Below are 26,055 nucleotides of genomic sequence, written 5' to 3' on the forward strand. Positions count from 1 at the left end.
GCCCCGCCCCGCCCCACCCCCTCCCCGACCGCGGCCGCGACGCGTCGCGACCGCCCGCGCCGTCCGCCGTTCGACAGTTTAATACAGCGAACGGGCGACTCCCATATCGATCGAGTGACTATGTCGGTGGGCGTCAACTGGAAGGCGAGCGTGGGGCTTCTCGGCGTCGGAATCAAGTATCTGGCCGCCACGCTGCTGGTCCCGCTGGTCGTCGCCGTCGCGTACGGCGAGGACGTCTGGGTCTTCCTGGTCTCGATGGCGCTCGTCGCGGGGGTCGGGTTCGCGATCGAACGTGTCGACGCCGACCCCGACCTCGGCCCCCGCGAGGCGCTGCTGTTCGTCTCGCTCGCGTGGCTCGCGGCGGCGGTCATCGGTACCATCCCGTACCTGCTTGCGGGCTATGGCACGGCGTCGACGATCGGGCTCCAGACCGGGTCGGTCGGCGCGTTCACCGAATCGATCGTCAACGCCCTGTTCGAGTCGATGAGCGGGTTCACGACGACGGGCGCGACGGTGCTGGGCGAGATCAGCACTGACCAGCACTCCCACGCCGTGCTGATGTGGCGCCAGCTCACCCAGTGGCTCGGCGGGATGGGGATCATCGTCCTGATGATCGCCATCCTCCCGGAGGTCGCGGTCAACGGCGCGCAGCTGATGGACTCGGAGGCGCCGGGCCCGGAGCTCCAGAAGCTCACGCCGAAGATCGCGGAGACGGCGCGCGCGCTCTGGCTGATCTACTTCGGGTTCACCGTGCTGATGATCGCGGTCCTGTACGGGCTCCACCTCGTTGGAATGGCGCCGAACATGGACCTGTACAACGCCGTCGCGCACGGATTCTCCACCCTCCCGACCGGCGGGTTCTCGCCGCAGGCCGAAAGCATCGGGTACTTTTCCGCGGCCGTTCAGTGGGTCGTCATCCCCTTCATGGTCGTCGCCGGCGTCAACTTCGCGCTGTTCTGGCACGTGCTGCGCGGCGAGGTCGACACGCTGCTGGAGAACGCGGAGTTCCGGACGTACGCCGGCGCGCTCGCCGTCGTCACCGCCCTGCTCGCCGTCCTCCTGTTCCGCGGCGCCGCGCCGGTCTTAGAGATCGGGGGCGCCACGGAGGGGGTCACGGAGAACGCGCTCCGGCAGGCAGCGTTCCAGATCGGCTCGCTGCTGAACTCCACCGGGTTTGCCACCTCGGACTTCGCGCAGTGGGACACGCACGCGCAGGTGCTGCTGCTGTTCGCGATGTTCATCGGCGGCTCCGCCGGCTCGACCGGCGGCGGTATCAAGATCGTCCGGTGGCTGATCGTCGCGAAGGCGATCCGCCGCGAGCTGTTCACCTCGGCGCACCCCGACGTCGTCCAGCCCGTCCGGCTCAGCGGGAGCGTCGTGGACGAGGACGCGATCCGCGGGATCATGGCGTTTACGCTGTTGTACCTCGTGCTTCTCGCCGTCTCGGCGGTGTTCCTCTCGCTGGACGCCGCGCGAGTCGGCACGCAGCTCACCGCGCTGGAGTCGTTCAGCGCCTCGCTCGCCACCATCGGGAACATCGGGCCCGGGTTCGGCCGGCTCGGACCGTTCGGGAGCTACCTCTTCTTCCCGGACTCCTCGAAGCTGCTGATGATATTCCTGATGTGGATCGGCCGGCTGGAGATCGTCCCGGTACTCGCGGTGTTCATCTCCGGGGTCGACGGGAGGTAGGCCGCTCTCTCGACCCGGCTCCGAGAGCGTATCTTCATAACCGACGAGGAGAGTGGTGTCCGTATGACGAGTTCCGACGACGCCGGCGGTCAGGACCTGCTCGGCCACGCGCTCCTCCCGGTCGCGAACGAGGACGACGCGCTGGCGACGGCGCGGGCGCTCGAACCGTACGACCCGGAGCGGGTGACCGCGCTCCACGTCGTCGAGAAGGGCGACGGGGTGCCGGACAAGACGCCCGTCGAGCAGTCGGAGGAGCTGGCCGCCGAGTCGTACGCGGCGGTCCGAACGGTGTTTCCCGACGCGAGCGAACACACCGCGTACGCCCGGGACGTGGTCGAGGCGATATTCGACGCCGCCGAGGAGGTAGACGCGACCGCGATCGCGTACCGCTCGCGCGGCGGGAACCGCCTCGTCCAGTTTCTCTCGGGCGACCTGTCGACCGAGCTCGTGACCGACGCGCCGGTTCCGGTCGTCGCGCTCCCGCGCGCGAAGGCGGACGAATGAGGGGCCGAAGTCGCCTCGCCTCCGAGCGCTGACCGGGTCCGACCGATGACGCCGACCGACGACCGCCCTACCGTCATGGTCGCGCTCTCGAACCCGCGGACGGAGGGTGCGCTCGTCGCGCTCGCCGGCGCCCTTGCCGAGCACAGGGGCGGCCGTCTCCTCGCCGTCCACGTCGTCACCGTTCCCGACCAGACGTCGCTGGAGACGGCCGCGGAGAACAGAGAGCGGCTCGACGACTCCTCCGAGGCGCTGCTCGCCGCCGCCGTCGACGACGCCGCGGCGTTCGACGCGCCCGTCGAGACGAAGACGATCCTCTCGCACCGCGGGATCGAGGAGGTGTTCGACGCCGCGCGGACGAACGACGCGGACGCCGTCGTGATGGGGTACGGCGGGGCCCGGTTCGCCGGCGGGCGCGTCGAAGGGTCGCTCGACGAAGTCGCCCGCGACCTCCCCTGCGACTTCCTCGTGCTGGACGGCCAGCAGCTGAACCTCTCTGAGGTGCTCGTGCCGACCGCCGGCGGGCCCTCCTCCGACCTCTCCGCGGAGGTCGCGCTGGCGCTCCGAGACGTCTCCGGCGCGGACGTGTCGCTGCTCCACGTCGTCGACGAGGGCGAGGAGGAGTCGGGTCGCGAGTTCCTCGCCGACTGGGCCGACGGCCACGGGCTCGTGGACGCGGACCTGCGGATCGAGGCGGGCGACGTCGGAACGACGATCGAACGGGTCGGCGCGGGGTACGACCTCGTGGTCGTCGGCGCCACGGAGCGCGGGCTCCTCTCGCGGGTCGTCCGCGGGTCGCTCGCGTCCGCGGCGATCGAGCGGCTCGACGCGCCGGTGCTGCTCGCGGAGTCCCCCTCGTCGCGGTCGCTCCGCGAGCGGCTGTTCGGCGGGCGCTGAGGGCGCGGGTTCAGTCGACGAGTGCCACCCGGGCCGACGCCTCCTTTCAGAATATAATGAATATTTATACGCGACCGGCGGGTACCCGGGGGTATGTACGACGACGAGGAGCTCTCCGAGATCCGCGAGGCGAAGGAGTCGTGGGAGGCGGAGACGCTCGACCCGACCCTCGACCGCCACGGCGAGCGGAAGGAGCGGTTCGCAACCGTCTCGAACCGCGAGGTCGACCGCCTCTACACCCCCGAGGACGTCGCGGACCTCGACTACGAGACGGACCTCGGCTTCCCGGGCGAGCCGCCGTACACCCGCGGCGTCTACCCGACGATGTACCGCGGTCGCACGTGGACGATGCGGCAGTTCGCGGGGTTCGGCACCGCCGAGGAGACCAACGAGCGGTTCCGCTACCTCATCGACGAGGGGCAGACCGGGCTCTCGACCGCCTTCGACATGCCCTCGCTGATGGGGATCGACTCGGACGACGAGATGTCGCTCGGCGAGGTGGGGAAAGAGGGCGTCGCGGTCGACACCTTACGCGACATGGAGGTGCTGTTCGACGGCATCGACCTCGCCGAGGTGTCGACCTCCTTCACGATCAACCCGAGTGCGCCGGTGATCTACGCGATGTACGTCGCGCTCGCGGACCGTCGCGGGATTCCGCGCGAGGAGCTTCGGGGGACCCTCCAGAACGACATGCTCAAGGAGTTCATCGCGCAGAAGGAGTGGGTGATCCCGCCGGAGCCCTCCCTCGATCTGGTGACCGACACGATCGAGTTCGCGGTCGCGGAGACGCCCAAGTTCAAGCCCATCTCGGTGTCCGGCTACCACATCCGCGAGGCGGGGTCGACCGCGGTCCAGGAGCTCGCCTTCACCCTCGCCGACGGGTTCGCGTACGTCGAGGCGTGCCTCGACCGCGGGCTCGACGTCGACGAGTTCGCCCCGCAGCTCTCCTTCTTCTTCAACTCGCACAACTCGCTGTTCGAGGAGGTCGCGAAGTTCCGCGCCGCGCGCCGGATCTACGCGAACGTCATGGAGGACTGGTACGGCGCCGAGGCCGAGGCGTCGAAGCGGCTGAAGTTCCACACCCAGACCGCGGGGCAGTCGCTGACGGCCCAGCAGCCGCTGAACAACGTCGCGCGCGTCACGATCCAGGCGCTGGCGGGCGTGCTGGGCGGCACCCAGAGCCTCCACACGAACTCCTTCGACGAGGCGCTCGCGCTCCCCTCCGAGCAGGCCGTGCGCGTCGCGCTCCGCACCCAGCAGATCATCGCCGAGGAGTCGGGCGCGGCCGACATCGTCGACCCGCTCGGCGGCTCCTTCGCGGTCGAGAGCCTCACCGACGAGACGGAGGAAGAGGCGATGGCGTACATCGAGGAGATCAAGGAGATGGGCGACGGCTCCGTGCGCGACGGCGTCCTCCGCGGCATCGAGCAGGGGTACTTCCACCGCGAGATCCAGGAGTCTGCCTACGAGTACCAGGAGCGCGTCGACGAGGGCGAGGAGACGGTCGTCGGCGTCAACGCCTACGAGATCGAGGAGGACACCCGCCCGGACCTGCTGAAGGTCGACGAGACCACTCGGGAGCGCCAGCTCGACCGGCTGGAGTCGGTGAAGGCCGAGCGCGACGACGACGCGGTCGAGGCCGCGTTGGACGACCTCCGCGACGCCGTCGACGCCGGCGAGAACGTCATGCCCGCGGTCGTCGCGGCGGTGAAGGCGTACGCGACGATGGGCGAGATCATGGGCGTGTTCGAGGCGGAACACGGCGCGTACCGCGAGCGGATCGGCGTCGCCTGACCGCGGACGAGGAAGCGTGAAACGGGGCGGACCGACGGCGGTCCCGCGAGGGAGCGCGGGCGGCGCTACGAGACCTCCCTTACGCCGTCTCGACCGGCCGCGCGGACTCCGCGCACCACGCGTTACCCCGGCGGCCCGCCCGCCGGAGGTCGAGCTCGACGACCGAGCCGGCGTCGAGCGACGACAGCTCGGCCTCCACGTCGGGGTCGTCGTACTCGACGACGTACAGCGTCCCGTTGCGCGGGTATTCGCGGAGCGTGATCGCTCCGTGGTCGTTACACGCGTCGACGACCGTGTACTTGCCTGTGCGGTCCATCCCGAGTCGAGCTACGTAGTGTTCCTTGTTAACAGTTGTCCGGGTGGGCGGCGCGGCCGCACGCACCCGTCACCCGGCCGCGAACGGTCCATTTTAATCGGCCCGTCGCCTCGCTCGGGTATGACGGAGACGGAGATCCCCGAGGACCACCCGCGGTACGCGTCGCTCGTGACGCGCCACCGGATCGAGGCGGGCGTGGAGAAGGGGATCACCTCGAAGCAGGGGCTGATCGCGCAGGGAAGAGGGGAGGCGTTCGACTACCTCCTCGGCGAGCGCACCCTCCCGAGCGCCGACGACGCCGCGCGCGCCGCGGCCGCGACGCTCCTGCTCGCCGACCGCCCCGTGATCTCGGTCAACGGTAACGTCGCGGCGCTCGCGCCGGCGGAGACGGTCGCCCTCGCGGACGCGGTCGGCGCCGACCTGGAGGTGAACCTGTTCAACCACACCGACGAGCGCGTCCGCCGGATCGCCGACCACCTCCGCGAGCACGGCGCCGAGGAGGTGAAGGGACTCGCCGGGGACGGCGAGATCCCCGGGCTCGACCACGCGCGCGGCGTCGTCGACGCCGACGGGATCGAGGCGGCCGACGTCGTCGTGGTCCCCCTGGAGGACGGCGACCGCGCCGCCGCGCTCGACGCGATGGGGAAGACGGAGATCGTCGTCGACCTCAACCCGGGAAGCCGCTCGCCGCGGACCGCCGACGTGCCGATCGTCGACAACCTGCTGCGCGCGGTGCCGAACGTGACGGCGCACGCGGAGGACCTCGCGGACGCGACGCCCGCTGAACTGGAGCGGATCGGCGACGAGTTCGACGCCGACGCCGCGCTCGACGCGGCCGAGGCGGCGATCCGCGAGGGGTCGTTCGCGGACGCGGACCCGGAGTAGTTCGACGGTCGCCCCCGCCGGAAGGCAAAAGCGTGCGCCGCCCCTAACAGTCGGTATGGAACTCGACGAGACGGACCGGGCGATCCTGCGAATCCTCCAGGAGGACGCGCGGACCCCGTTCTCGGAGGTCGCGCGCCGGATCGACATGTCCAGTGCGACCGTCCACGACCGAGTGAGTCGCCTCGAAGAGGCCGGCGTCATCCGGGGGTACCACGCCGACATCGACCCGAAGGCGGTCGGGTACGGAGTGGGCGCGTTCGTGGGCCTGCGCGTCGAGCAGGGTCGCGAGGAGGACGCGCTCGACCGGCTCCGCGGCATCGACGGCGTGCGCGAGATCCACCTCACCACCGGCGAGTGGGACGTGATCCTCCGGGTCGTCGCGGCCGACACCGACCGGCTCCGCGAGCTGATGTTCGATCGGATCGCGGAGACCGAGGGGTTCTCGCGCTCGCAGACGATGGTCATCCTCGGGACCGACTACGAGCAGCCCGGGCCGCCGCTGTAGGCGGACGCGTGGCGGGCGGCGTCCGGCGGTCCGGTTCGTGTGCGACCGTCCCGCTCGTGCGCGACCGGAACGCTCAACTCGGGACCTCCCCGAACGGTGACCATGAGCACAGGAGTGGCCGACGGGTTCGACCCGTCGCCGGAGCGCGCGTGGGCGGCGGTCGTCGGGGGCGTCACGGCGCTTTTGGCGGTCGGGTCGGTCGTCTTCCCGCGCGTCGTCTACGACCGGTTCCTCTGGCGCTACTTCTGGGGGCCGGTCGTCGCCGACGGCGAGGGCGCGCAGTGCGCGGTCCGAGAGGCCGGGGGCACCACGGAGCTGCTCGGCAGCAGCGCGGCGTGTCAGGCGGCGCGGAGCGCCGGCGAGGTCGTCGCGTCGCCGGGGTACACCACCTTCTCGACGGTGAGCTACGTGGTGATCCTCCTGGCGATGCTGATCGGCGTCGTCTTCCTGCTCCGCCGGCTCGACATCGCCACGGAGCTCCGGTTCTTCTACGCGCTGTTCCCGTTCATGCTGTTCGGCGGGGCGATGCGGACGGTCGAGGACGCGGGCGTGGCGGCGACCGACGCCGGGGTCGAACCCCTAATCGCTTTCCCGGCCAGTGCGGTGCTGATCAGCCCGTTCATCTACTTCACGGTGTTCCTGTTCACGCTCGCGTGCGTCCTCGCGGCGTACGGGCTCGAACGCAGGGACATCGTCGACGACTACGCGCGCCCGCTGTTCGCGTCGGGGACCGCGGGGCTCGCGCTCGCGGTCGGCTACCTGTCCTATCTCGCGGCCACGACCGACTACGTCACCTTCTACCCGCAGGTACTCGTCCCGACGCTCGTCATCGCGACGGCCGCGACCGCGGTCACGTGGGCGATCGCGACCCGGCGGATTCCGACGATCCGGCAGGGGACCGGCGCGGCGGGGATCGTGATCATCTGGGGGCACGCGATCGACGGCGTCGCGAACGTGATCGGGCTCAACTGGATGCCCGCGCTGACCGGCACCCCGAACCTCGTGCCGAAGCACGTCGTCAACGCGCTGATCGTCGACTGGACCGGGCGCCTGCTCCCCGACTCGATCCTCGCCGTCACCGGCGACGCGTGGCCCTTCCTCCTCGTGAAGCTCGCGGCCGCGACGTTCGTCGTCTGGGTGTTCAACGGCGAGATGTACGAGGAGTCGCCGCGGTACACGCTGCTGCTGCTTATTACGGTGTTGGCCGTGGGGCTCGGACCCGGAACGCGGGACATGCTGCGCGCGACGTTTGGGGTTTAAATATCGTATTCCCGTTACGTCGTTTATTTATAAGCGACCGGCGGGAGGCATTCCGAGGACGCCGACAGATTCCCAGCCACTTGATTATAAATCGATGACTACAGACCGGCGGCGAACTCCTCCAAAGCCCCAGCCGGGAGGCGGGCGCACGCTCGCTGTGCTCCTCAGTCGCTCGCGCTGCTCGCTCCTTGCGGTGCTTGCTTCGCCTGCGCCCGCCTCCCGGCTGCCCCTTTGAGTCCCGCCCCGCACAGCACCGCACAGCGCCTCACGCCTCCCCAGCCTCGTCGCGGCCGCTTTTGAGCGGCCGCGACTCCCTCGCGCGGGCGACTCGCGCCCTGTCGGGCGCTCGTCGGCACGCAGGGAGGCGCGACGCGCCTCTTGCAGCCGGCGGCTCTGCCGCCGGCGACGCCACCGCCGATCATTTATAAGCTATTTCTGGGGGTCGCGGTGGTTTGGTCATCCGACCCCATTCCGCAACGGCATCTTATAAGCCGTCGGGCGCGGAACGGTCTCGGTAATGCTGGACGGGGTCAACGTCGCGCTCGGCGTCTCGGGGAGCATCGCGGCGGTGAAGGTCGTCGAACTCGCGCACGAACTGCGCCGGCACGGCGCGAGCGTGCGCGCCGTCATGTCCCCGGCGGCGACGAATATTATTCACCCGTGGGCGGTCGACTTCGCGACCGACGAGCCCGTCGTCACCGAGATCACCGGGAGCGTGGAACACGTGGAGCTCTGCGGCCGCGAGGGGTGGGCGGACGTGCTGCTGTTGGCTCCGGCGACCGCGAACACCGCCGGGAAGGTCGCGGCCGCGGTCGACGACACGCCCGTGACGACCTGCGCGACGACGGCCTTGGGCGCGGACGTGCCGGTCGTGATGGCGCCCGCGATGCACGAGCCGATGTACGACCACCCGGGCGTTCTGGACGCGCTCGACAAACTGGAGTCGTGGGGCGTGCGCTTCGCCGACCCGCGGATCGAGGAGGGCAAGGCGAAGATCGCGGCCGAAGGGGACATCGTCACCGAGGTCGCCCGCGCGACGACGCCGCAGACGCTCGCCGGGACGCACGTCGTCGTCACCGCCGGCGCGACGAAGGAGCGGATCGACCCGATCCGGATCTTGACGAACCGCGCGTCGGGGAAGACGGGCCGGGCGGTGGCGCGGGCGTGCTACGTCCGCGGCGCCCGGGTGACGCTCGTTCAGGACGGCCCCGAGGTCCCGTACGCCGACGTGGTCGCCGTGGAGACGGCCGACGAGATGATGGCGGCCTGTCGGCGGACCGCGGCGACCGCGGATGCGCTGGTGTCGGCGGCCGCCATCTCCGACTTCACCGCCGACGCGGTCGACGAGAAGATCCGGTCGGGGTCGCCGCTGTCGGTCGAGTTGGAGCCGACGCCGAAGCTCATCGACTCGGTGCGCGAGGCGTACCCGGACCTCCCGATCGTCGGGTTCAAAGCCGAGACGTCGGGCGACGACGCGGCGATGGTCTCCGAGGCGGAGCGCATCCGCGACCGGGTCGGGCTGGCGTTCGTCGTCGCGAACGACGCGAGCGTGATGGGCGGCGACGAGACGCGCGTCCTGCTGGTCGGCGAGGACGGGACCGACCCGGAGGAGGCCGCCGGCTCGAAGGACGCGGTCGCCGGCCGCATCGCCGACCGGCTCGCGGCGGCGCTCGACGCGTCGGGGTGAGGGGCGGCCGGAGCGATCGCCTCCGCGACGCTTCCGCGCCGCCCCTTCGACGCTTCCGTGCCGCCCCGCGACGACCGCGAACCGCGCGGACGGTATCGCCCGGCCCCGGCAGGGTTACCGCGGATACAAACTGTTTTGGGGCGGTAGAGTAACCACTCGGGTAGAACCATTCATGTGTAACGAGACGGTCACGCACGACCCCGTGGGAGGTGTGGTGGGTGGCTGACACCGATCCGCCCGCCGGCGACTCCGCTCCCGACGCGGAGGCGACGGTCGGTTCCGGTGCGGGCGCGGTCATCGTTCCGGTCGAGCCGAGCTCCACGCTGCGCTCGACGATCGCCCACGTCGCGGAGGCCGCCGCGGCCGACGGCGCGTCCGCGGTCCACCTCGTCGAGATCGCCTCGTGGCGGAACGGGGACCCCGAGAGCGACGAACGGGCCGCCGCCGCCGAGCGCGTGCTCGAACGCGCGGCGGCGTGGGCGAGAGCCGACTTGGAGGACTCCGAGGAGACCGCCGCCCCGGACGTCGAGGTCGTCACGGCGGTGCTCGGGGCCGACGGCTACCTGTTCGGCGCCGACGACTACGTCCGCGTCCTCGCGGAGTACGCCGAGGACAACGGCGCCGACCGCGTCGTCTTGGACCCCGAGTACACCCCGGTGGGGAACACGACGCTTCTCCAGCCGCTGGAGTTCGCGCTCTCGAACACGCCGCTGTCGGTCGAGACCGCGCCGGTCGACCGACCGACGCGCCGGGAGCGGTTCCGAACCGAGGCCACGACCGGCCGGTTCGTGGCGCTGTTCGGGCTCTCGCTGGCCTTCTATCTCCTGTTGGGCGACCCGACCTACTGGTTCGACGCCGTGACGGGCGTCGCGACCGCCGCGGTCGTCTCGATCACCCTCTCGCGGGTGAGCCTCGACTCGAACCCGGCGTTCCCGCGGACCCCGATGCGGATCGTTCGCGGCGTGATTTACGTCCCCGTGCTGCTGTTCGAGATCGTGAAGGCGAACCTCGTCGTCGCCCGGGTCATCCTCGACCCGCGGCTCCCGATCGACCCGACGCTGAACCGGATGCGCGTGATCGTCGGGAGCGGGCTCCCGCTGATGACGCTCGCGAACTCGATCACGCTGACGCCCGGGACGCTCACCGTCCGCGCCCGCGACAGCGACCTCTACGTCCACTCGCTCGTCCCGTGGGCCCGCGAGGGGCTGTTCGACGGCCCCCTCGAACGGTGGACGCGCTTCGTCTACTACGGCCGCCGAGCGGCCCGGCTTCCGTCCCCACGCGAGCGCGACGACGTCGCGATCCTCCAGGGCCCCGACGCCACCGAGGAGCTGCCGATCGCCGCCGCCGACGGGGGCGACCCGGGATCGGGCGGCGAGGCCGAGTCGAGTGACGGTCCGGGCGGCGATGCCGAGCCGACCGACGACCCGAGCGACGGGGACGAGGTGACCGACCGATGAGCCTCGTGGACGCCTCGCTCGCGGCCGGCTACACGCTCGGCGACTTCCTGCTCGTCGCGGCCGCGGGCTTCGCCGTCCTCGCGGTCGGGATGCTCTACCGCGCGGTCGTCGGGCCGACGATGCAAGACCGGGTGCTGGCGGTGAACGTCCTCGGGACGAACACCGTCGTCATCCTCGCCATCCTCGGCGCGGCGCTCGGCGAGCCGACGTTCCTCGACATCGCCTTAGTGTACGCGCTGCTGAACTTCCTGATGGCCATCGCCATCTCGAAGTTCACCGTCGAGCGGGGTGGCGTGCTGTGACCGCCGCCCCCGTGGAGACGGCTCGCGTGTGGCTCGTGGTCGCGCTCACGCTGCTCGGGCTGTTCTTCTCGTTCGTCTCGATGGTGGGCGTCCTCCGGCTGCCGGACGTCTACTCGCGGGCGCACACCGCCTCGCAGGCCGACACGCTCGGCGCGGGGTTCGGCCTCGCGGCCGTCGCGCTCACCGTCGGGCTGGCGGGGTCCGGCTTCAAGTCGGTGCTCCTGCTGTTCTTCATCTTCGTGACGAACCCGACCGCGGCCCACGCCATCGCCCGGGCCGCCTTCGAGGAGGGAACCGTGCCGTGGATCGAGGGGGACGACCGCCGATGACGGGCGCGCTCGCGTCGGCCGCCCCCCTCGGCGCGCCGGTGGTCGCGCAGATCACCGCCGTCGAGGCGAGCCTGTTCGCCTTCGTCGTGCTGACCGCGCTGTTCACGGCCTTAGCGCGCGACGTGCTCGCGGCGGTGATCATCTTCGGCGCGTACAGCCTCGGGATGGCAGCGCTGTACACGTTCTACCGCGCGCCGGACGTGGCGATGACGGAGGCCGCCATCTCCGCTGGCGTCACGACCGTGCTGCTGCTGTTGACGCTCGCGAAGACGACCCGCCTCGACCACGAGGCCGCCTTCGAGTCGGTGAACCTGCCCGCGGCCGGCGCGGCCGGCCTGCTGTTCGCCGGACTGATGCTCACGATGGGCGACATTCCTGCGGTGGGCTCTCGGGACGCGCCGATCTGGTCGAACCCGGACGTGACCCAGTGGTACATCGCGGAGACGTACGCGGAGACGGGCGTCGAGAACACGGTGATGGCCGTGTTAGCGGCGTTCCGCGGGTTCGACACGTTCGGCGAGGCGGTCGTCGTGTTCGCGGCCGGGATCGCCGCCCTCATCGTCCTCCACAGGGAGGTGTTCGCATGAGCGGCACAGACTCCGGCGTCGACGCCGGCGCCGGTTCCGACACAGGCGCCGCTGCCGACGCCGACGCCGCAGAAGCCAGCGATGCCACCGATACCGACGCCGCAGGAACCAGCGACGCCGCCGGTTCCGAGTTCGCCTCCGGCGGCGGGTTCGGCCGTGACCGGCCGCCGCGCAGCGACGGCCGCCTCGACTCGGAGCGCCGACAGGGGACCCCGTACACGGAGAGTCAGGTGATCATGCCGACGGTGAAGATCGTCGCGCCGTTCGCGTTCACCTACGGGCTGTTCGTCACCTTCCACGGCGCCGGCTCGCCCGGCGGCGGGTTCCAGGGCGGCGCCATCGTGGCCGCGGTCGTGTTCATGATCGCGTTCGCGTTCGGCATCGAGGCGACCCGGCAGTGGCTCGCGAACACCGTCGTCGTCGCGCTCGCGGTCGGCGGCGCGCTCGTGTTCGCCGGCATCGGGCTGGTCCCGGTCGCGCTCGGCGGCGCGTTCCTCCAGTACGAGCTGCTCCCGATCCCCGACCCCGTGAAGTACGGGATGGAGGGCGTCGAGATCCTCGGGATCGGCACCATCGTCGCCGGCGTCCTCATCGGGCTGTTCTTCGTCCTCGCGAAGGGGTTCAGCGACGCGGGCGGGTTCGCCGACGCGGACGCGTTCGACGACGAGGTCGGCGAGGGCCCCGACGGAGCCGACGAATCGACCGCCGGCGACGACGCGGCGGACGGCGCTTCCGACTCGGCCGACGACGGTCGGTCGGACCCGGGAGCGTCCGGTCCGGCCGCGACCGACGGGGGTGAGCGGTAGTGTCCGCTCCCCTCGGTACGGTCGACCTCGCCGGAACCGCCGTCTCGGCGCTCGCCGCTACCGCCAGCGCCGTCGACATCCTCACGACGAGACACGCGTACGTCGCGTTCGCGCTGCTGCTGTGCATCGGCCTGTACATGATGATCGCGAACCCGAACCTCGTGAAGAAGATCATCGGACTCAACCTGTTCCAGACGGCGATCTTCCTGCTGTTCATCGCCTCGGCGTACGTCGAGGGCGGATCGATCCCGATCGTCCCGACCGGCGGTCCGGAGGGCGGGCTCTACGTGAGCCCGCTGCCGCACGTCCTCGTGCTCACCGCCATCGTCGTCGGCGTGAGCCTCACCGCGGTCGCGCTCGCGCTGTGCATCCGGATCTACGACGAGTACGGCACGCTGCGCACCGACACGCTCCGCGAACTGCTCCGCGACGAGGGGTCGATCCCGTCGCGCCGGTCGCCGGATGTGTCGGGCACCGACGGGGCGGCAGGCGTCGACGGTGCGCCGGCCGCCGACGGGGCGCCCGCCGCCGACGATGCGTCGGGCGCACCCGAGACGGGGGGTGAGACGGATGATTGACGTCCTCCTGCCGCTCGCGGTCGTCGTCCCCATCGTGGCGGCGACGCTGCCGCTGGCGCTCGGGCTCCGGTACGACCGGGTCGGCTGGCCGATCGCCGCGGTCGGTACGACGGCCGTGGCCGGAATCGCGGCCGCGATCGCGGCGGAGGTGGTCGTCAACGGCCCGTTCGACCACGCGCTCGGGGGCTTCCTCCCGCCGGTGGGGATCGAACTCGTCGCCGACCGGCTGTCGGTGGCGGTGCTGCTGCTCGTCGCCGCGGTGTCGGTCGCGACGCTCGCGTTCGCGCGGGTCGCCGGCCCGCGGGGGAACCCCTTCTACAGCGCCTACCTCCTGCTGGTCGGCGGCCTCGTGGGGATGGTGCTCACCGGGGACCTGTTCAACCTGTTCGTCTTCTTAGAGATCACCGGGCTGACGACGTACGCGCTCATCGCCGCGGACCGGTCGGGCGCGAGCGCGTACGCCTCGCTGAAGTACCTCGTCGTCGGGACCGTCGGCGCCTCGCTGTACCTGCTCGGCGTCGGCTACGTCTTCCTCGCGACGGGGACGCTGAACATGATCGCCGTCCAAGAGCAGATCGTCGCGCAGGCCGGTTACGGCGACCCGCTCGTCCGCGCGAGCTACGCGTTCATCGTGACCGGGCTGGCGCTGAAGATCGCCATCTTCCCGGTCCACTCCTGGCAGCCCGACGCCTACCAGCGCGCGCCGGACTCGGTCACGACGATCGTCGCGGCGCTGGTCTCGACGACGAGCGCCTACGCGCTGATCCGCGTGACGTACACCGTGTTCACGGTCGACTTCCTCGCGGCCAACGAGGGGATCGCCACCGCGCTGCTCGTCGTCTCGACCGTTTCGATCGTCGCGGGCTCCGCGCTCGCCGCGATGCAGTCGGACCTCAAGCGGATGTTCGCGTACTCCTCGGTCGCGCAGTTCGGGATGATCGGCGCGGCCGTCGCGCTGGCGAACGAGACGGCCCTGCTCGGCGGGATCGTCCACCTGATCGGCCACGGAATCATGAAGTTCGGCCTGTTCCTCGGGATCGGCCTGCTCGCGCTCGGCTACGGCACCCGGCGGATGGAGGACCTGGCGAGCGCCGCGCGCGCGGCCCCGTACACGTCCGGCGCGCTCGCCGTCCTCGGCCTCGGGCTCGTCGGGATCCCGCCCTCGATCGGCTTCCTCGGAAAGTGGTACATCGGCGTCGGCGCGGTCGACGCCGGCCTCGTCGGCGGCGGCGCGGTCGGGATCGCGGTCGCGGGGGCGATATTCGTCAGCACGCTGTTCACGCTGTCGTACGTCGCGCGGCTGTTGGAGCGGTTCTACTTCGGCGGGGCCGGGCTGCCCGGCGATCACGGCGAGCCGGCCGGAGACGGCGGTGACGGCGCGGGCGAAGGGGCGGCGACCGACGGTGGCCGCGGAAATGACCACGCGGCGACCGACGGCGCCGACGCCGCCACGGCCGGCGGCGGAGAGTCGTCCCCCGCGAAGACCGCCGACGGCCTCCCCGCGCCCGTCGAGGGCGCGCCGCGGTCGTCGCTCGTCCCCGACCGGGTGCCGACCGCGCCGCTGCTCGCGCTCGGACTGGCGGTGGTGGCGACCGTCGCGCTCGGCTTCGGCGGCTTCGCGCTCGCGGAGTGGTTCGGCCCGTTCCTCACGGAGGCCTTCGCATGACTGACGCTGTACTCTCAGACCCACGACCCCTACTGGCGGTCCTCGTCTCGTTCGTCGCGGCGTTCCTCATCGTCGCGTCGTACCGCTCGCCGAACGTCCGCGAGGGGTGGACGCTCGTCGCCTCGCTCGCGAAGTTCGGCATCGTCGCGTCGATGCTGCCGGCGGTCCTCGACGGCGCGGTGTTCGAGTGGTCGGCCGGAGCGTTCCTCCCGGGCATCGGCGCGCCGATCGAGTTCGCGCTCCGCGCGGACGCGCTCGGCATGCTGTTCGCGTTCCTCGCGAGCGGGCTGTGGATAATCACCTCTTTCTACAGCATCGGCTACATGCGCGGGCTCGACGAGCCGAACCAGACCCGGTACTTCGCAGCGTTCGCGGTGTCGCTCGCCGCGACGATGGGGATCGCGTTCGCCGGCAACCTCGTGACGATCTTCGTCTTCTACGAGCTGCTGTCGATCGCCACGTACCCGCTCGTCGCGCACGACGAGACGGCCGAGGCGCGCTCGGCCGGCCGAAAGTACCTCGCGTACACGATGTTCGGGGGCGGCGTGCTCGTCCTCGCCGGCACCGCGCTCGTCTACCTGATCGCCGGCTCCGTCGACTTCACCGCGGGCGGCATCGCGGAGCTCGCGAACGCCGACCCCGGGCTCGCGATGCTCGCCTTCTTCCTGCTCGCGATCGGGTTCGGCGTGAAGGCGGGGATCATGCCGCTCCACCGGTGGCTCCCCGAGGCGATGGTGGCGCCGACGCCGGTCTCCGGGCTGCTCCACGCGGTCGCGGTCGTCAAGTCGGGCGCGTTCGGCGTCGCCCGGGTCGTCCTCGACGTGTTCGGGCCCGAGCTCGTCTACAACCTCTCGCTGCCGTTCGGGTTCTCTGCCGGGCTCGTCCTCTCGACCATCGGGGCGATCACGCTCACCGCGGCCTCCCTCATTGCCCTGCGGAAGGACCACCTGAAGCGCCGGCTCGCCTACTCGACGATCAGCCAGCTGAGCTACATCATCCTCGGGCTCGGCCTCTTCGGCTGGTACGGGCTCGTGGGCGCGCTGCTTCACATCCCGGCGCACGCGTTCATGAAGCTCACCCTGTTCTTCTGTGCGGGCAACATCCACGTGTCGACCCACACCGACTACATCTCGCAGATGGCCGGGATCGGCAAGCGGATGCCGCTGACGATGGGGGCGTTCACGATAGCCTCGCTGGGGATGGCCGGGATACCGCTGCTCGCCGGTTTCGTCAGCAAGTACTACATGCTGATCGGCGGGGTGCGGATGGGGATGAACTTCACCCCGGTCGCGTACTACCTCGCCGGCGCGCTGCTGCTCTCCGGCGTGCTCAACATCGCGTACTTCTGGCCCGTGATCTACACCGCCTTCTTCGAGGCGGAGGACGCCCACGACGCGAAACCCCTCGTCGACTTCCCGCTCGGCGGCGAGTCGCGGTCGATCGCCGCGGCGACAGACGGGGGCCGCGCGGGCGATGGTGAAGACGACAACCGTGACGACAGCGAGGACGTCGACGACATCGTCGCGGACGCGGGCGATGGCGACGACTCCACGCCCGACGCCGCCGAAGGCGTCGACGAGTCCGAGGTGCCCGACGCCGATCTCGACGACCTCCCGACCGACGAGGAGGGCGTCGTCCGGCCGGACTTCGCGGCGAGCGAGCGCGACTTCTCGGAGCCGGCCGAGCGCGTCGACACGGGCGACTACGCGGTCGACCAGCGCCCCTCCGACGCGGACGTGCCGTTCGGTCCCGGGCGCGGCGAGGCGGCCGACGACGCGGAGACCGCCGACGCCGACGAGGCCCCCCCGGAGCCGACCGAGTCGAGCCGCGGCCCCGACGACCCGCACGGCGACCACGACGACGAGCCGCACGGCGGGCACGACGCGGACACGCACGACGACGACCACCACGGCGGGCCGCCGGCGGGCGGCTGGGAGCACATCGCGGGGCTCGACGCGCTCCGCGGGCGCGAGTCGACGTGGTTCACGCTCGGGCCGATCCTCGCCGCGATGACGCTCGCGGTGCTGCTCGGCGTGATCCCCTACGAGATGGGCTTCCTGGAGCTGATCGAGCTCATCGTCGACACGCGGCTCCCCGAGGGGGTGGTTCGGCCGTGACTATGTCGACCGAGCTCCTGACTTCGCTTCCGCCGTACGTCCTGCTCGCGTTCGCGGCGCTCGCGGTGCTTGCGCTGCCGCGGCGGTCGGGCCACGCGGTCGCCGCGCTGGCGACGGCGTTCACGTTCGCGCAGGCGGTGCTGCTCGGCGACGGCGGCACGGGCGCGCACCTCGCGACGACGTTCCTCGGGTTCGACGTGGTGTTCTTCAACGTCGACCAGTTCTCCCTGCTGATGGGGGTCGTCGTCGGCTTCCTCGCGACGGCCGCAGTGCTGTACGCCTACGGCAGCGAGGCGCCGACGTGGGTGACCGCGTTCGCGCTGCTGTACGTCGCCACGACCTTCGGAACGATCTACGCCGGCGACTGGCTCACGCTGGTCTTCTTCTGGGAGCTGACGGCGGTCACCTCGACGCTGCTCGTCTGGCAGCACGGCGGCGAGGCGGTGCGGGCGGGCTACCGCTACGCGCTGTTCCACGGCACCGGCGGAACCATCCTGCTCGCCGCCGTGGTGGTTCACTTCGCGAACGCCGGCACGTTCCTGTTCTCGGCGACGAACGGGATCGACCCGGCCGCGACGGTGCTCGCGGCGGTCGGCATCGGGATCAACTGCGGGTTCATCTTCCTGCACAGCTGGCTGCCGGACACCTACCCGCGCCCGCACGTCGCGGCGTCGGTGTTCCTCTCGGTGTTCACGACGAAGACCGCCGCCTACGTGATGTACCGCGCGTTCCCCGAGGGCGGCATGTGGCTCGCCTACCTCGGCGGGTTCATGGCCGTCTACGGCGCGTTCTTCGCGCTGCTCCAGTACGACCCGCGGCGGCTGCTGTCGTACCACATCCAGGCCCAGCTCGGCTACATGCTCGCCGGGTTCGGCCTCGCCACGGCGGTCGGCGAGTTCGCCGTCGTCGGCGGCTTCGCGCACCTGTTCAACAACGTCCTCTACAAGAGCCTCCTGTTCATGGCAGTCGGCGTCGTGGTGTACCGGACCGGCGTCGAGGACATCCGCGAGATGGGCGGGCTCTGGCGCGTGATGCCGGTCACCTTCTTCGTCTACCTCGTCGGCGCGGCCTCGATTACGGCGGTGCCGGGGTTCAACGGGTTCATCTCGAAGGGGATGGTGCTCGACTCCGCCCACGAGATTCACAACTACGTCCTGCTCTTAGACAGCGGACTGCTCTGGTGGCTGCTCGTCCTCGGCGGCGTGGGGACGTTCATGTCGTTCATCAAGCTCGGCTACTACGTGTTCTTCCACGGCTCGGCGACGCTGTCGCCGGACGACGCGACGCCGTTCCAGACCGCGGGGATGCTGCTGGCCGCGGGCGCGTGCGTCTTCTTCGGCGTCTTCTACACCCAGCTGATCGAGCTGATGCCGTTCACTGACCTCATCCTCAGCGACGAGGTGTACTTCAAGCCGTACAGTCGGAGCCACCTGACCGAGAGCGCGGCGCTGCTGGTCGCCGGCTTCGCCGGGTTCTTCGCGCTGAAGCGCCCGCTCGGCTGGCTCGCTCATCGGATGCCCGACGTCGACGCCGTCCTCTTCCCGGCGGCGTTCTACCTCGGGCGGGGCTCAGTGTGGGGCGTCACGGAGCTGTGGGCCGCCGTCGACCGCGCGACGATGGCGATCGCGGGCGCGATGATGCGGACGGCGAGCGACCCGCGGGAGGCGCTCTCGCGCGTCGGGATCGACGTCGAGATCCGCGCCGGTATCGGCCGGAGCGTGCTGTTCCTGACGCTCGCAGCCGGAACCGCGCTGTTCGCCGTCCTGCTGATCTGAGGGGCGGCGCTACTGCCTCGCCCGCTCACGCCGCCTCGTCGCCTTGTCGCCGCGCCTGCTCGCTGAGCGTGAGGAAGGCGACTGCCCCGAAGAACGCGACCACGAAGGCGAAGACCGCGGCGTCTCCGCCGGCGTAGTGGCCGAACAGAAGCGGCGTGACGCTCAGGCCGAAGAGGCCCAGTCCGTACCCGATCCGGTCGGTCCGGTCCTCGAACCGGGGAGCTTCCGCGAGCAGGGACACGTCGAACGCGAGGTGGAAGTAGGCGGCCCCGGCGTAGACGGCCGCCGTGCCGAGGGCGGTCGGGAGGTACGGGACGAGCCGGTAGACGCCCAGCGCGGCGAGGAGACCGACGCCGGCCGCGAGCGGGAGGGATCGGTTCACGAACGCCTGATCCGCGAGAAAACTGATAAAAGCCGCGACGGTCGCCGCTCAGTACTCCTCGTACGCGAGGTTCATCATCCACTGCGAGAAGGCGTCGGCCTGCGCGTCGACCTCCTCCTCGCCGATGAACGGCGAGAGCATGTCGTCGGCCATAAGCAGCGAGAAGTCGAGGTCGCGCGGCGCGGGCTCTAAGTAGTAGGTGTTGTGGCCGTCGTAGACGGTGTCTTCTCGCTGGATGACCCCGGCCTCCTCCAACGACTCGGCGATGCGGCTCCCCTTCCGCGAGGAGACGTCGAGTTCCTTCCAGAAGTCGCTCTGGTGGATGCCGCCGGTCTCGCGGATGAGTTCGAGGCCGGCGCGCTCGTCCGCCGACAGGTCGGACTCGATTTCGGACGCGCTCATACTCTCTCACGCCTCCCGAATCGCTTAAAACTGGCTTTCCGGTCGGACGCTTCGCGCCGCGCGGCCGTCGTCTCACCGGCGAGTGAACGCGAACTCCCCGCGAGCCGGAGCGACCGTCACGACCCCGACGCCGCGGAAGCCGAGATTGAGCAGGTGCGGCCGGCCGTCTGCCGCCTCGCCGGCGTCGTATCCGAGCTCGTGCGAGTGGCCGCTGAACGCGGCGAACACGTCGTAGTCTCGGATTGCGAGGGCAAGCGCGATCGACCCGGTGTGGAGGTACTCCCGGTCCGTCTCGCGCGTGCCGACCGCGTGGTGGCGGTCGAACGACGCGCCGAACGGCGGTTGGTGGGTCGCGAGCAGCGCGTCGGAGCGACCGCGCAGGCGCTCCGACAGCCGCTCGTACGTCGCCTCGATCGCCTCGACGCCCCGGTGGAACGCGGCCGCCTCGTCGTCCGCGATCCCCAGCGACGCTGCGGCCTCCCGGACGGACGCGGACCCGCTGACGACGCGGTGACACGCGTCGAGCAGGTCCTCGGCGATCCGGTCGGCTTCGTAGCGGCGGTCCTCGTGGGGGACCGACCGGGGGTCGAGCGCGTCGAACTCGGTCTGCGGAAGCGGCGGGGTGAGCGACCGGCGCTCGCAGCCCCAGCCGACGACAGCGAGGTCCCCGAGCGTCCGGGCGCTCAGGTGTTCCGCGGTGGCCCCGGAGACGGGCGCCACCACCTCGGCCGGCATCGGCGCGGGGTCGTGGTTCCCCGGCACGTAGACGACCGGAACGTCCGGGGCGAGCCGCTCGACGAACCGACGCGCCAAGTCGGCGTCGTCGTCGCCCGCGCGGTGCGTGAGATCGCCGACGACCAGGGCGGCGTCGACGTCCTCGGGCGGCGACACCGCGTCGAGGTCGTAGTCGCCGGCCGCGGGCTTCAGGTGGAGGTCGCCGCAGACGAGGAGCCGCATCGTCTCCTCGTTCGCGTCCGGGGTGAAAACGTTCCGGACGACTTGGTACCGCGGCGCACGGCGGACCGACCGGGACGCGACCGCGTCCGACCCGTTAGGTCCCGCCGACCGCGAAGTTCTCGGGGAGCGACACCGGTTCCGCGGGCGTCTCGCAGGGCGGGCCGTCGGCGTACGCCATCTCGGGGTCCGAGCCGGTCCGGATCCGGGTGAACGACCGGGTTCCGAAGGCCTCGCCGTGGAGGCAGGCGCCGTACTCGTGGTCGGCGAGGACGCCGCTCGCGCGGTCGAGCCACGACGACCCCGACTCGCCCGGCTCCGGGACGAGCGCGGCCGCGACCCGCCTGGCGCTGTCGGCGCGCTCCTCACCGAACTCCCGCCGTCGCTCGGGGACCGCGAACCGCTCCGCGCCGTTGACCACGCCGCCGACGTTGCCGACGACCTGGACGCCCGGGTCGAGTCGGGTCACGACGAGGCCGCCGTCGTACGTCAGCAGGAACGCCGCGCGGTCGTCCGCGAGGACGAGGTTGAAGCCGTCGTACGCGCGCTCGTCGAGCTCGCGCTCGACCGCTCGCACCGCATCCTCGGCGGAGGCGGCCGTCAGGCAGTCGCGGACGAGCAGCCCCCGCGAGCGCTCGCCCTCGCGGTCGGCGTCGAGCCACCGGTTCGTGACGGCGACGACGAGGCCGCGCTCGGAGAGGCCGATCCACGTCCCGCCGGCCTCGGCGTCGCGCGGGGCGACGTACCGGACTCCGTCGCCGTCGGCCGTTCGGAGCGCCGGCGGTTCGCTCGGGCGGTCAAGGGCCTCGTCGCGGGTGGCCGCGAGCGCGACGGGGGCGTCGCCGAACGCCCGCCACGCGAGGGTCAGAGTACACACGCCCGCAGATACGCCCGAGCGACTGAAAACTCCACGGGGGATCCGCCGCACGTGTTTACTCACAATAAAAGAAATCTTTTGGTGACTGGCCGCTTTGGTCCGGATATGAACGCGATTGCCGTCTACGAGGGAGCCGACGAACCGGTCGTGACAGCGAAGCCGCGACCGGAGCCCGCGCCCGGCGAGGCGCTGGTCCGGACCCTGCGGGTCGGCGTCGACGGGACGGACCACGAGGTTATCGCCGGCGGTCACGGAGGGTCTCCCGCGGGCGAGGACCACCTCGTGCTCGGCCACGAGGCCGTCGGCGTGGTCGAGGACCCGAACGACACGCCGTTCGAGGCCGGCGACGTCGTCGTCCCGACGGTGCGCCGCCCGCCCAACGGCGCCAACGAGTACTTCGCGCGCGGCGAGCCGGACATGGCGCCGGACGGCGAGTACCACGAGCGCGGCATCGTCGGCGCGCACGGCTTCATGGCCGAGTACTTCACCAGCCCGGTGGAGTTCTTAGTCGAGATCCCGCCGGCGCTCGCGGAGTGGGGGTTCCTCGTCGAGCCGATCTCGATCGCGGAGAAGGCGATCGAGCACGCGTACGCCAGCCGGTCGGCGTTCAGCTGGGAGCCCGAGTCGGCGCTGGTGTTGGGCAACGGGTCGCTCGGTCTGCTGACGGTCGCGACCCTCGACGAGGAGTTCGACCGGATCTACTGTCTCGGGCGCCGCGAGCGCCCCGACCCGACGATCGAGATCATCGAGTCGCTGGGGGCGACGTACGTGAACTCCAACGAGACGTCGATCCCCGAGGTCCCGGAGGCGTACGAGCCGATGGACTTCGTCTTCGAGGCGACCGGCTACGCGCCCCACGCCTTCGAGACGATCGAGGCGCTCGCGCCCAACGGCGTCGGCGCGCTCCTCGGCGTCCCCGGCGACTGGGAGTTCGAGATCGACGGCGGGCGGCTCCACCGGGAGTTCGTCCTCCACAACAAGGCGCTCGTCGGCAGCGTCAACTCCGGCTACGGCCACTTCGAGTCGGCTGTCGAGTCACTCTCGGGGCTCTCGGGCGCGTTCTTAGGCGATCTCGTGACGGGAATCCACGGGCTCGACGAGTTCGAGGCCGCGTTCGCGGATGACGACACGACTATTAAAACGGCGGTCGAATTCGGCGCATATGAAGAACGTTGACGACCTCATCGACAGCGCGGCAGAGCTCGCGGAGCGGGGGCTCTCGAAGGGCGAAATCGCCGACGAGCTGAACGTCTCCCGCGAGACGGCGAGCTGGCTGGTCGAGCGCGGCGGCGGGGCGGAGAGCGCGGAGGCCGCGGACGCGACCGCCTCCGCCGACATCCACGTCGACTGGTCGGCGCTCGGGCGCGACTCGACCCGCCTCGGCTACGCGGCGAGCGCGATGGCGGACCTGCTCGCCAAGCAGGGCGAGGAAGTGGACCTGACCGTCGGCGTCGAGAAGGCGGGCGCGCCGCTCGCGACCGCCGTCGCCGACCGGCTCGACACCGACCTCGGCACGTACGCGCCCGCGAAACACCAGTGGGAGGAGGGAGACATCGACGAGCACGGCGGCGGCTTCTCGCGGAACTTCGCCGCGATCCGGAACCGCGACTGCTACGTCGTCGACGACATCATCACCTCGGGGACGACGATGCGGGAGTCGATCGACGCGATCCGCGAGCAGGGCGGCGAGCCGGTCGCGTGCGTCGTCCTCGTCGACAAGATGGGGTACGACGACATCGACGGCGTCCCCGTCTACTCGCTCGTCGACGTCGTCCGCGTCGACCGCGACGAGTAGGGTCGCGACGAGTTCTGGAATTCACTTATAAACATCGGCTTACAGAGCGACGCGCTGCGGCGACGCGTCGCGGCGGCGCGCCCCGGTGAGCGGCCGTCAGGCCGTGAACCGACGGTGCGAGGGAGTCGCTGGCGGCGCCAGCCGCCAGCGACGAGGCTGGGGAGGCGTGAGGTGCTGTGCGGTGCGGGGCGGGACTCAAAGGGGCAGTCGCGGGGCGGACGCAGGCGTTTACGAGAGCGAAGCTCTCGTGAGCCAATCAGAACGCTTCGCGTTCTGATGACGACGTAAGCACCGCAGGAGCGAGTGAAACGAGCGACGAGGAGCGTGGTTCGAGAGAGCGGAGCTCTCTCGTCATCCCGAAAATCGGAGATTTTCGGGCGACAGCGAGCGTGCGCCCGCCTCGCGGCTGGGGCTTTGGCGGTGTTCGTTGTCCGCCCTCACTTGATCGCTTATAAATAACACTCCGCCGCGTCGGGGGCGCTCTTCGTTTGTTCAGTCCTACCCTCCTCCGATTCGAGAAGTCTCGACCCCCGAACCGCCTCACGATCACCGCCCGTCCCGTGCGGAACCCATTTGCCTCGCCGTCGCGTACGCGTCCCCATGACGTTCAGCCCCGAAACGGACGCCGACCCCGAGGAGATCACCGAGCGCGTCGAGAACACCATCGCCGACAACGACGTGGTGCTGTTCATGAAGGGGAACCGCCTGATGCCGCAGTGCGGCTACTCGAAGCGCGCCGTCGAACTCATCTCCCAGCACGTCGAGGAGTTCGAGACGGTCGACGTGCTGCCCGCGCTGCCGCAGTACCGCGAGGCGCTCGAATCGCACAGCGGCTGGGAGACGATCCCGCAGACGTTCGTCGACGGCGAGTTCGTCGGCGGCAGCGACGTGCTCGCCGAACTCGACGAGCGCGGCGAGCTCGCCGCCGAACTGGACGCGGAGTGAGCCCCGGCTCCGGTGCCGGATCCCCGCCTCGAAGCGTGAGACGCCGGACGAGCGCGTCGCGCCGATCTTCACATCTCGAAGGGCAGTCCATATAAACCTACGGTGCCTACGTAGGGTAGGTGCAGCCGTTGCCGCTGCCGCCGTGACCACCGGTTCGATCCCACCGCATTCCACAAACAATGACAGGCCGCGTGTTCCGACTTCATTCGACGCTCGAACTGCCCCTCGAAGACGTAGAGACGTACTTCGACGAAGACCCCGATCTGCCGCAGGAGATCGACGACATCGACATCACGCGTCGAAACAACACACTCATCATCAAGGCCCTGTCCGACGACGAGTCGATCAGCAAGTACACGCCCACGGCGCAGCTGAAGGCGTCGGTCACGGAGACCCGCGTCTGGGAGGAGGAGCCGCCGCGCGCCGGCGGCCCGCAGTGGATGGACGACGAGGAGGAAGAGATCCCCTCCGAGCTCGTCGAGTTCGCCTGCTTCAAGGGCGACCGCGAGACCGTCCTCCAGAACTCCGCGCTCCAGTACCCCATGTTCCTCGTGCTCCGCAAGATCGCGACGCTCTCCGAGAAGGGGACGCTGACCGCGATCACCGAGGAGGACGGCGAGCTGGAGGCGACGCGGATCGTCGAGGGCGAGCCGCGCCCCGCCAGCATCGAGGTCGTCGAGAGCCCGCAGGGCGCCGGCGAGGGCGACGGCGGCGTCAACTGGCGCGACAACGAGTTCATCTCGGACTGACGCGGCGCGAGAGCCACCGAACGCGCCCGACCGAACGCGGGCCGACCGCCGACCCTTTATCCGCGCGACTCCCTCCTCCGGCCATGAGCAACTGGGTGAGCCTCTTCTCCGGCGGCAAGGACTCCTCGTGGGCGCTGTACCGCGCCTTGGAGGAGGGCCTCGACGTCTCGCGGCTCCTGACCGTCCACCCCGCCGGCGACTCGTACATGTACCACACGCCGGCGACGGAGCTCGCCTCGCTCGCGGCCGAGAGCGTCGGGATCGACCTCGTCGAGGTGTCGCCCGACGACTTCGGCGCGGACGACGTGGACGACGCGGGCGCGCAGGGTGACGCCGAGCTGGAGCCGATGGAGGCGGCGCTCCGGGAGGTCGCCGCCGCGGACGGCGTCGACCTCGCGGGCGTCACGGCCGGCGCCGTCGAGAGCGAGTTCCAGACGAACCGGATCCAAGACATGTGCGACCGCCTCGGGATCGACCTGTTCGCGCCGCTGTGGCAGCGGGACCCGGTCGAACTGGCGGAGGAAATGCTCGACGCCGGCTTCGAGATCCGGATCGTCCAGGTGGCGGCGTACGGCCTCGACGAGTCGTGGCTCGGGCGACGCTTCGACGCCGACGCGCTCGACGACCTGCTCGCGCTCCGCGAGGAGTACGGCGTCCACCCGCTCGGCGAGGGCGGGGAGTTCGAGACGTACGTCGTCGACGGCCCGCACATGGAACGCCGCATCGACCTGACCTACGACGCGGTGTGGGAGGGCGACCGCGGCCACGTCGAGATTCGGGACGCGGCGTTGGAGTGA

26 protein-coding genes and 1 pseudogene are annotated in these 26,055 nt (G+C 70.6%); 22 read left to right on the plus strand and 5 right to left on the minus strand.

What is annotated here, in order from left to right; all coding sequences use genetic code 11:
• Window positions 1-120: 120 nt before the first annotated feature.
• The 4 genes and pseudogenes from CPZ01_RS02020 (at window position 121) to CPZ01_RS02035 (ending at window position 4,881) form a co-directional block, all read left to right on the plus strand.
• Complete coding sequence (locus CPZ01_RS02020; RefSeq protein ID WP_096393188.1) at window positions 121-1,689, plus strand: TrkH family potassium uptake protein; 1,569 nt, start codon at window positions 121-123, stop codon at window positions 1,687-1,689.
• A gap of 63 nt (window positions 1,690-1,752) precedes the next feature.
• Window positions 1,753-2,193: a universal stress protein gene (locus CPZ01_RS02025; RefSeq protein WP_096393189.1), complete on the plus strand. Its 441-nt coding sequence runs from the start codon at window positions 1,753-1,755 to the stop codon at window positions 2,191-2,193.
• 66 nt (window positions 2,194-2,259) lie between these two features.
• Window positions 2,260-3,087: pseudogene (locus tag CPZ01_RS02030) on the plus strand (universal stress protein); the annotation flags it as partial.
• Window positions 3,088-3,180: 93 nt separating this feature from the next.
• A complete protein-coding gene (locus CPZ01_RS02035) occupies window positions 3,181-4,881 on the plus strand; it encodes an acyl-CoA mutase large subunit family protein (protein WP_096393191.1) in 1,701 nt (566 codons plus the stop codon).
• Window positions 4,882-4,960: 79 nt separating this feature from the next.
• On the opposite strand, the gene CPZ01_RS02040 is transcribed toward CPZ01_RS02035, so the two are convergent.
• Window positions 4,961-5,197: a hypothetical protein gene (locus CPZ01_RS02040; protein WP_096393192.1), complete on the minus strand. Its 237-nt coding sequence runs from the start codon at window positions 5,195-5,197 to the stop codon at window positions 4,961-4,963.
• Between the two features lie 120 nt (window positions 5,198-5,317).
• Here CPZ01_RS02040 and CPZ01_RS02045 point away from each other — a divergent pair, with 120 nt between their 5' ends.
• The 13 genes from CPZ01_RS02045 (at window position 5,318) to CPZ01_RS02105 (ending at window position 19,154) form a co-directional block, all read left to right on the plus strand.
• The gene (locus CPZ01_RS02045; RefSeq protein ID WP_096393193.1) at window positions 5,318-6,082 is read left to right on the plus strand and encodes a 4-phosphopantoate--beta-alanine ligase; all 765 of its coding nucleotides are present in this window, start codon (window positions 5,318-5,320) and stop codon (window positions 6,080-6,082) included.
• A 55-nt stretch (window positions 6,083-6,137) separates the two neighbouring features.
• Window positions 6,138-6,587 (plus strand): Lrp/AsnC family transcriptional regulator, encoded by a 450-nt coding sequence (locus CPZ01_RS02050; RefSeq protein WP_096393194.1) that lies wholly within the window; start codon window positions 6,138-6,140, stop codon window positions 6,585-6,587.
• 102 nt (window positions 6,588-6,689) lie between these two features.
• Entirely contained in the window at window positions 6,690-7,847 is a 1,158-nt protein-coding gene (locus CPZ01_RS02055; protein ID WP_096393195.1) for a DUF63 family protein, read from the plus strand.
• A gap of 517 nt (window positions 7,848-8,364) precedes the next feature.
• Window positions 8,365-9,534, plus strand: a complete 1,170-nt coding sequence (coaBC, locus tag CPZ01_RS02060) for a bifunctional phosphopantothenoylcysteine decarboxylase/phosphopantothenate--cysteine ligase CoaBC (RefSeq protein ID WP_096393196.1) — start codon at window positions 8,365-8,367, stop codon at window positions 9,532-9,534.
• A 218-nt stretch (window positions 9,535-9,752) separates the two neighbouring features.
• The gene (locus CPZ01_RS02065; protein ID WP_096393197.1) at window positions 9,753-10,994 is read left to right on the plus strand and encodes a monovalent cation/H+ antiporter subunit E; all 1,242 of its coding nucleotides are present in this window, start codon (window positions 9,753-9,755) and stop codon (window positions 10,992-10,994) included.
• Complete coding sequence (locus CPZ01_RS02070) at window positions 10,991-11,296, plus strand: cation:proton antiporter (protein ID WP_004598222.1); 306 nt, start codon at window positions 10,991-10,993, stop codon at window positions 11,294-11,296. The genes CPZ01_RS02065 and CPZ01_RS02070 overlap by 4 nt, the downstream gene beginning before the upstream one ends.
• The gene (gene mnhG, locus CPZ01_RS02075; RefSeq protein WP_096393198.1) at window positions 11,293-11,625 is read left to right on the plus strand and encodes a monovalent cation/H(+) antiporter subunit G; all 333 of its coding nucleotides are present in this window, start codon (window positions 11,293-11,295) and stop codon (window positions 11,623-11,625) included. Before CPZ01_RS02070 ends, mnhG begins: the two co-directional genes overlap by 4 nt.
• Window positions 11,622-12,212 carry a DUF4040 domain-containing protein gene (locus tag CPZ01_RS02080; protein WP_096393199.1) on the plus strand — a complete coding sequence of 197 codons (591 nt, stop codon included), beginning with the start codon at window positions 11,622-11,624 and terminating at the stop codon, window positions 12,210-12,212. Before mnhG ends, CPZ01_RS02080 begins: the two co-directional genes overlap by 4 nt.
• Window positions 12,209-13,018 carry an MnhB domain-containing protein gene (locus tag CPZ01_RS02085; protein ID WP_096393200.1) on the plus strand — a complete coding sequence of 270 codons (810 nt, stop codon included), beginning with the start codon at window positions 12,209-12,211 and terminating at the stop codon, window positions 13,016-13,018. The genes CPZ01_RS02080 and CPZ01_RS02085 overlap by 4 nt, the downstream gene beginning before the upstream one ends.
• A complete protein-coding gene (locus CPZ01_RS02090) occupies window positions 13,018-13,596 on the plus strand; it encodes a cation:proton antiporter subunit C (protein WP_096393201.1) in 579 nt (192 codons plus the stop codon). Before CPZ01_RS02085 ends, CPZ01_RS02090 begins: the two co-directional genes overlap by 1 nt.
• The gene (locus CPZ01_RS02095; protein ID WP_096393202.1) at window positions 13,589-15,262 is read left to right on the plus strand and encodes a proton-conducting transporter transmembrane domain-containing protein; all 1,674 of its coding nucleotides are present in this window, start codon (window positions 13,589-13,591) and stop codon (window positions 15,260-15,262) included. The genes CPZ01_RS02090 and CPZ01_RS02095 overlap by 8 nt, the downstream gene beginning before the upstream one ends.
• Window positions 15,259-17,379 carry a proton-conducting transporter transmembrane domain-containing protein gene (locus CPZ01_RS02100; protein ID WP_096393203.1) on the plus strand — a complete coding sequence of 707 codons (2,121 nt, stop codon included), beginning with the start codon at window positions 15,259-15,261 and terminating at the stop codon, window positions 17,377-17,379. Before CPZ01_RS02095 ends, CPZ01_RS02100 begins: the two co-directional genes overlap by 4 nt.
• A complete protein-coding gene (locus CPZ01_RS02105) occupies window positions 17,376-19,154 on the plus strand; it encodes a Na(+)/H(+) antiporter subunit D (protein ID WP_096393204.1) in 1,779 nt (592 codons plus the stop codon). Before CPZ01_RS02100 ends, CPZ01_RS02105 begins: the two co-directional genes overlap by 4 nt.
• Before the next feature lie 25 nt (window positions 19,155-19,179).
• Here CPZ01_RS02105 and CPZ01_RS02110 read toward each other — a convergent pair whose 3' ends face one another.
• The 4 genes from CPZ01_RS02110 to CPZ01_RS02125 form a co-directional block, all read right to left on the minus strand.
• On the minus strand, window positions 19,180-19,536 hold the full coding sequence (locus CPZ01_RS02110) for a hypothetical protein (RefSeq protein WP_096393205.1): 357 nt from the start codon (window positions 19,534-19,536) through the stop codon (window positions 19,180-19,182).
• Window positions 19,537-19,584: 48 nt separating this feature from the next.
• On the minus strand, window positions 19,585-19,938 hold the full coding sequence (locus CPZ01_RS02115) for a helix-turn-helix transcriptional regulator (RefSeq protein WP_004598213.1): 354 nt from the start codon (window positions 19,936-19,938) through the stop codon (window positions 19,585-19,587).
• A gap of 72 nt (window positions 19,939-20,010) precedes the next feature.
• Window positions 20,011-20,895, minus strand: a complete 885-nt coding sequence (locus CPZ01_RS02120) for a metallophosphoesterase family protein (protein WP_096393206.1) — start codon at window positions 20,893-20,895, stop codon at window positions 20,011-20,013.
• Window positions 20,896-20,989: 94 nt separating this feature from the next.
• The gene (locus CPZ01_RS02125; protein ID WP_096393207.1) at window positions 20,990-21,769 is read right to left on the minus strand and encodes an NRDE family protein; all 780 of its coding nucleotides are present in this window, start codon (window positions 21,767-21,769) and stop codon (window positions 20,990-20,992) included.
• A gap of 105 nt (window positions 21,770-21,874) precedes the next feature.
• Between CPZ01_RS02125 and CPZ01_RS02130 the strand changes: the two genes are divergently transcribed.
• From CPZ01_RS02130 to CPZ01_RS02150, 5 genes are all read left to right on the plus strand, one after another.
• Entirely contained in the window at window positions 21,875-22,945 is a 1,071-nt protein-coding gene (locus CPZ01_RS02130; RefSeq protein ID WP_096393208.1) for a glucose 1-dehydrogenase, read from the plus strand.
• A complete protein-coding gene (gene gfcR, locus CPZ01_RS02135) occupies window positions 22,932-23,564 on the plus strand; it encodes a transcriptional regulator GfcR (RefSeq protein WP_096393209.1) in 633 nt (210 codons plus the stop codon). Before CPZ01_RS02130 ends, gfcR begins: the two co-directional genes overlap by 14 nt.
• A gap of 600 nt (window positions 23,565-24,164) precedes the next feature.
• A complete protein-coding gene (locus CPZ01_RS02140; protein ID WP_096393210.1) occupies window positions 24,165-24,509 on the plus strand; it encodes a glutaredoxin family protein in 345 nt (114 codons plus the stop codon).
• Between the two features lie 179 nt (window positions 24,510-24,688).
• A complete protein-coding gene (locus CPZ01_RS02145; RefSeq protein ID WP_096393211.1) occupies window positions 24,689-25,258 on the plus strand; it encodes a DUF7110 family protein in 570 nt (189 codons plus the stop codon).
• Between the two features lie 83 nt (window positions 25,259-25,341).
• Window positions 25,342-26,055, plus strand: a complete 714-nt coding sequence (locus CPZ01_RS02150; RefSeq protein WP_096393212.1) for a diphthine--ammonia ligase — start codon at window positions 25,342-25,344, stop codon at window positions 26,053-26,055.

The organism is Halorubrum trapanicum (assembly GCF_002355655.1).
In the GTDB taxonomy this organism is placed as follows: domain Archaea; phylum Halobacteriota; class Halobacteria; order Halobacteriales; family Haloferacaceae; genus Halorubrum; species Halorubrum trapanicum_A.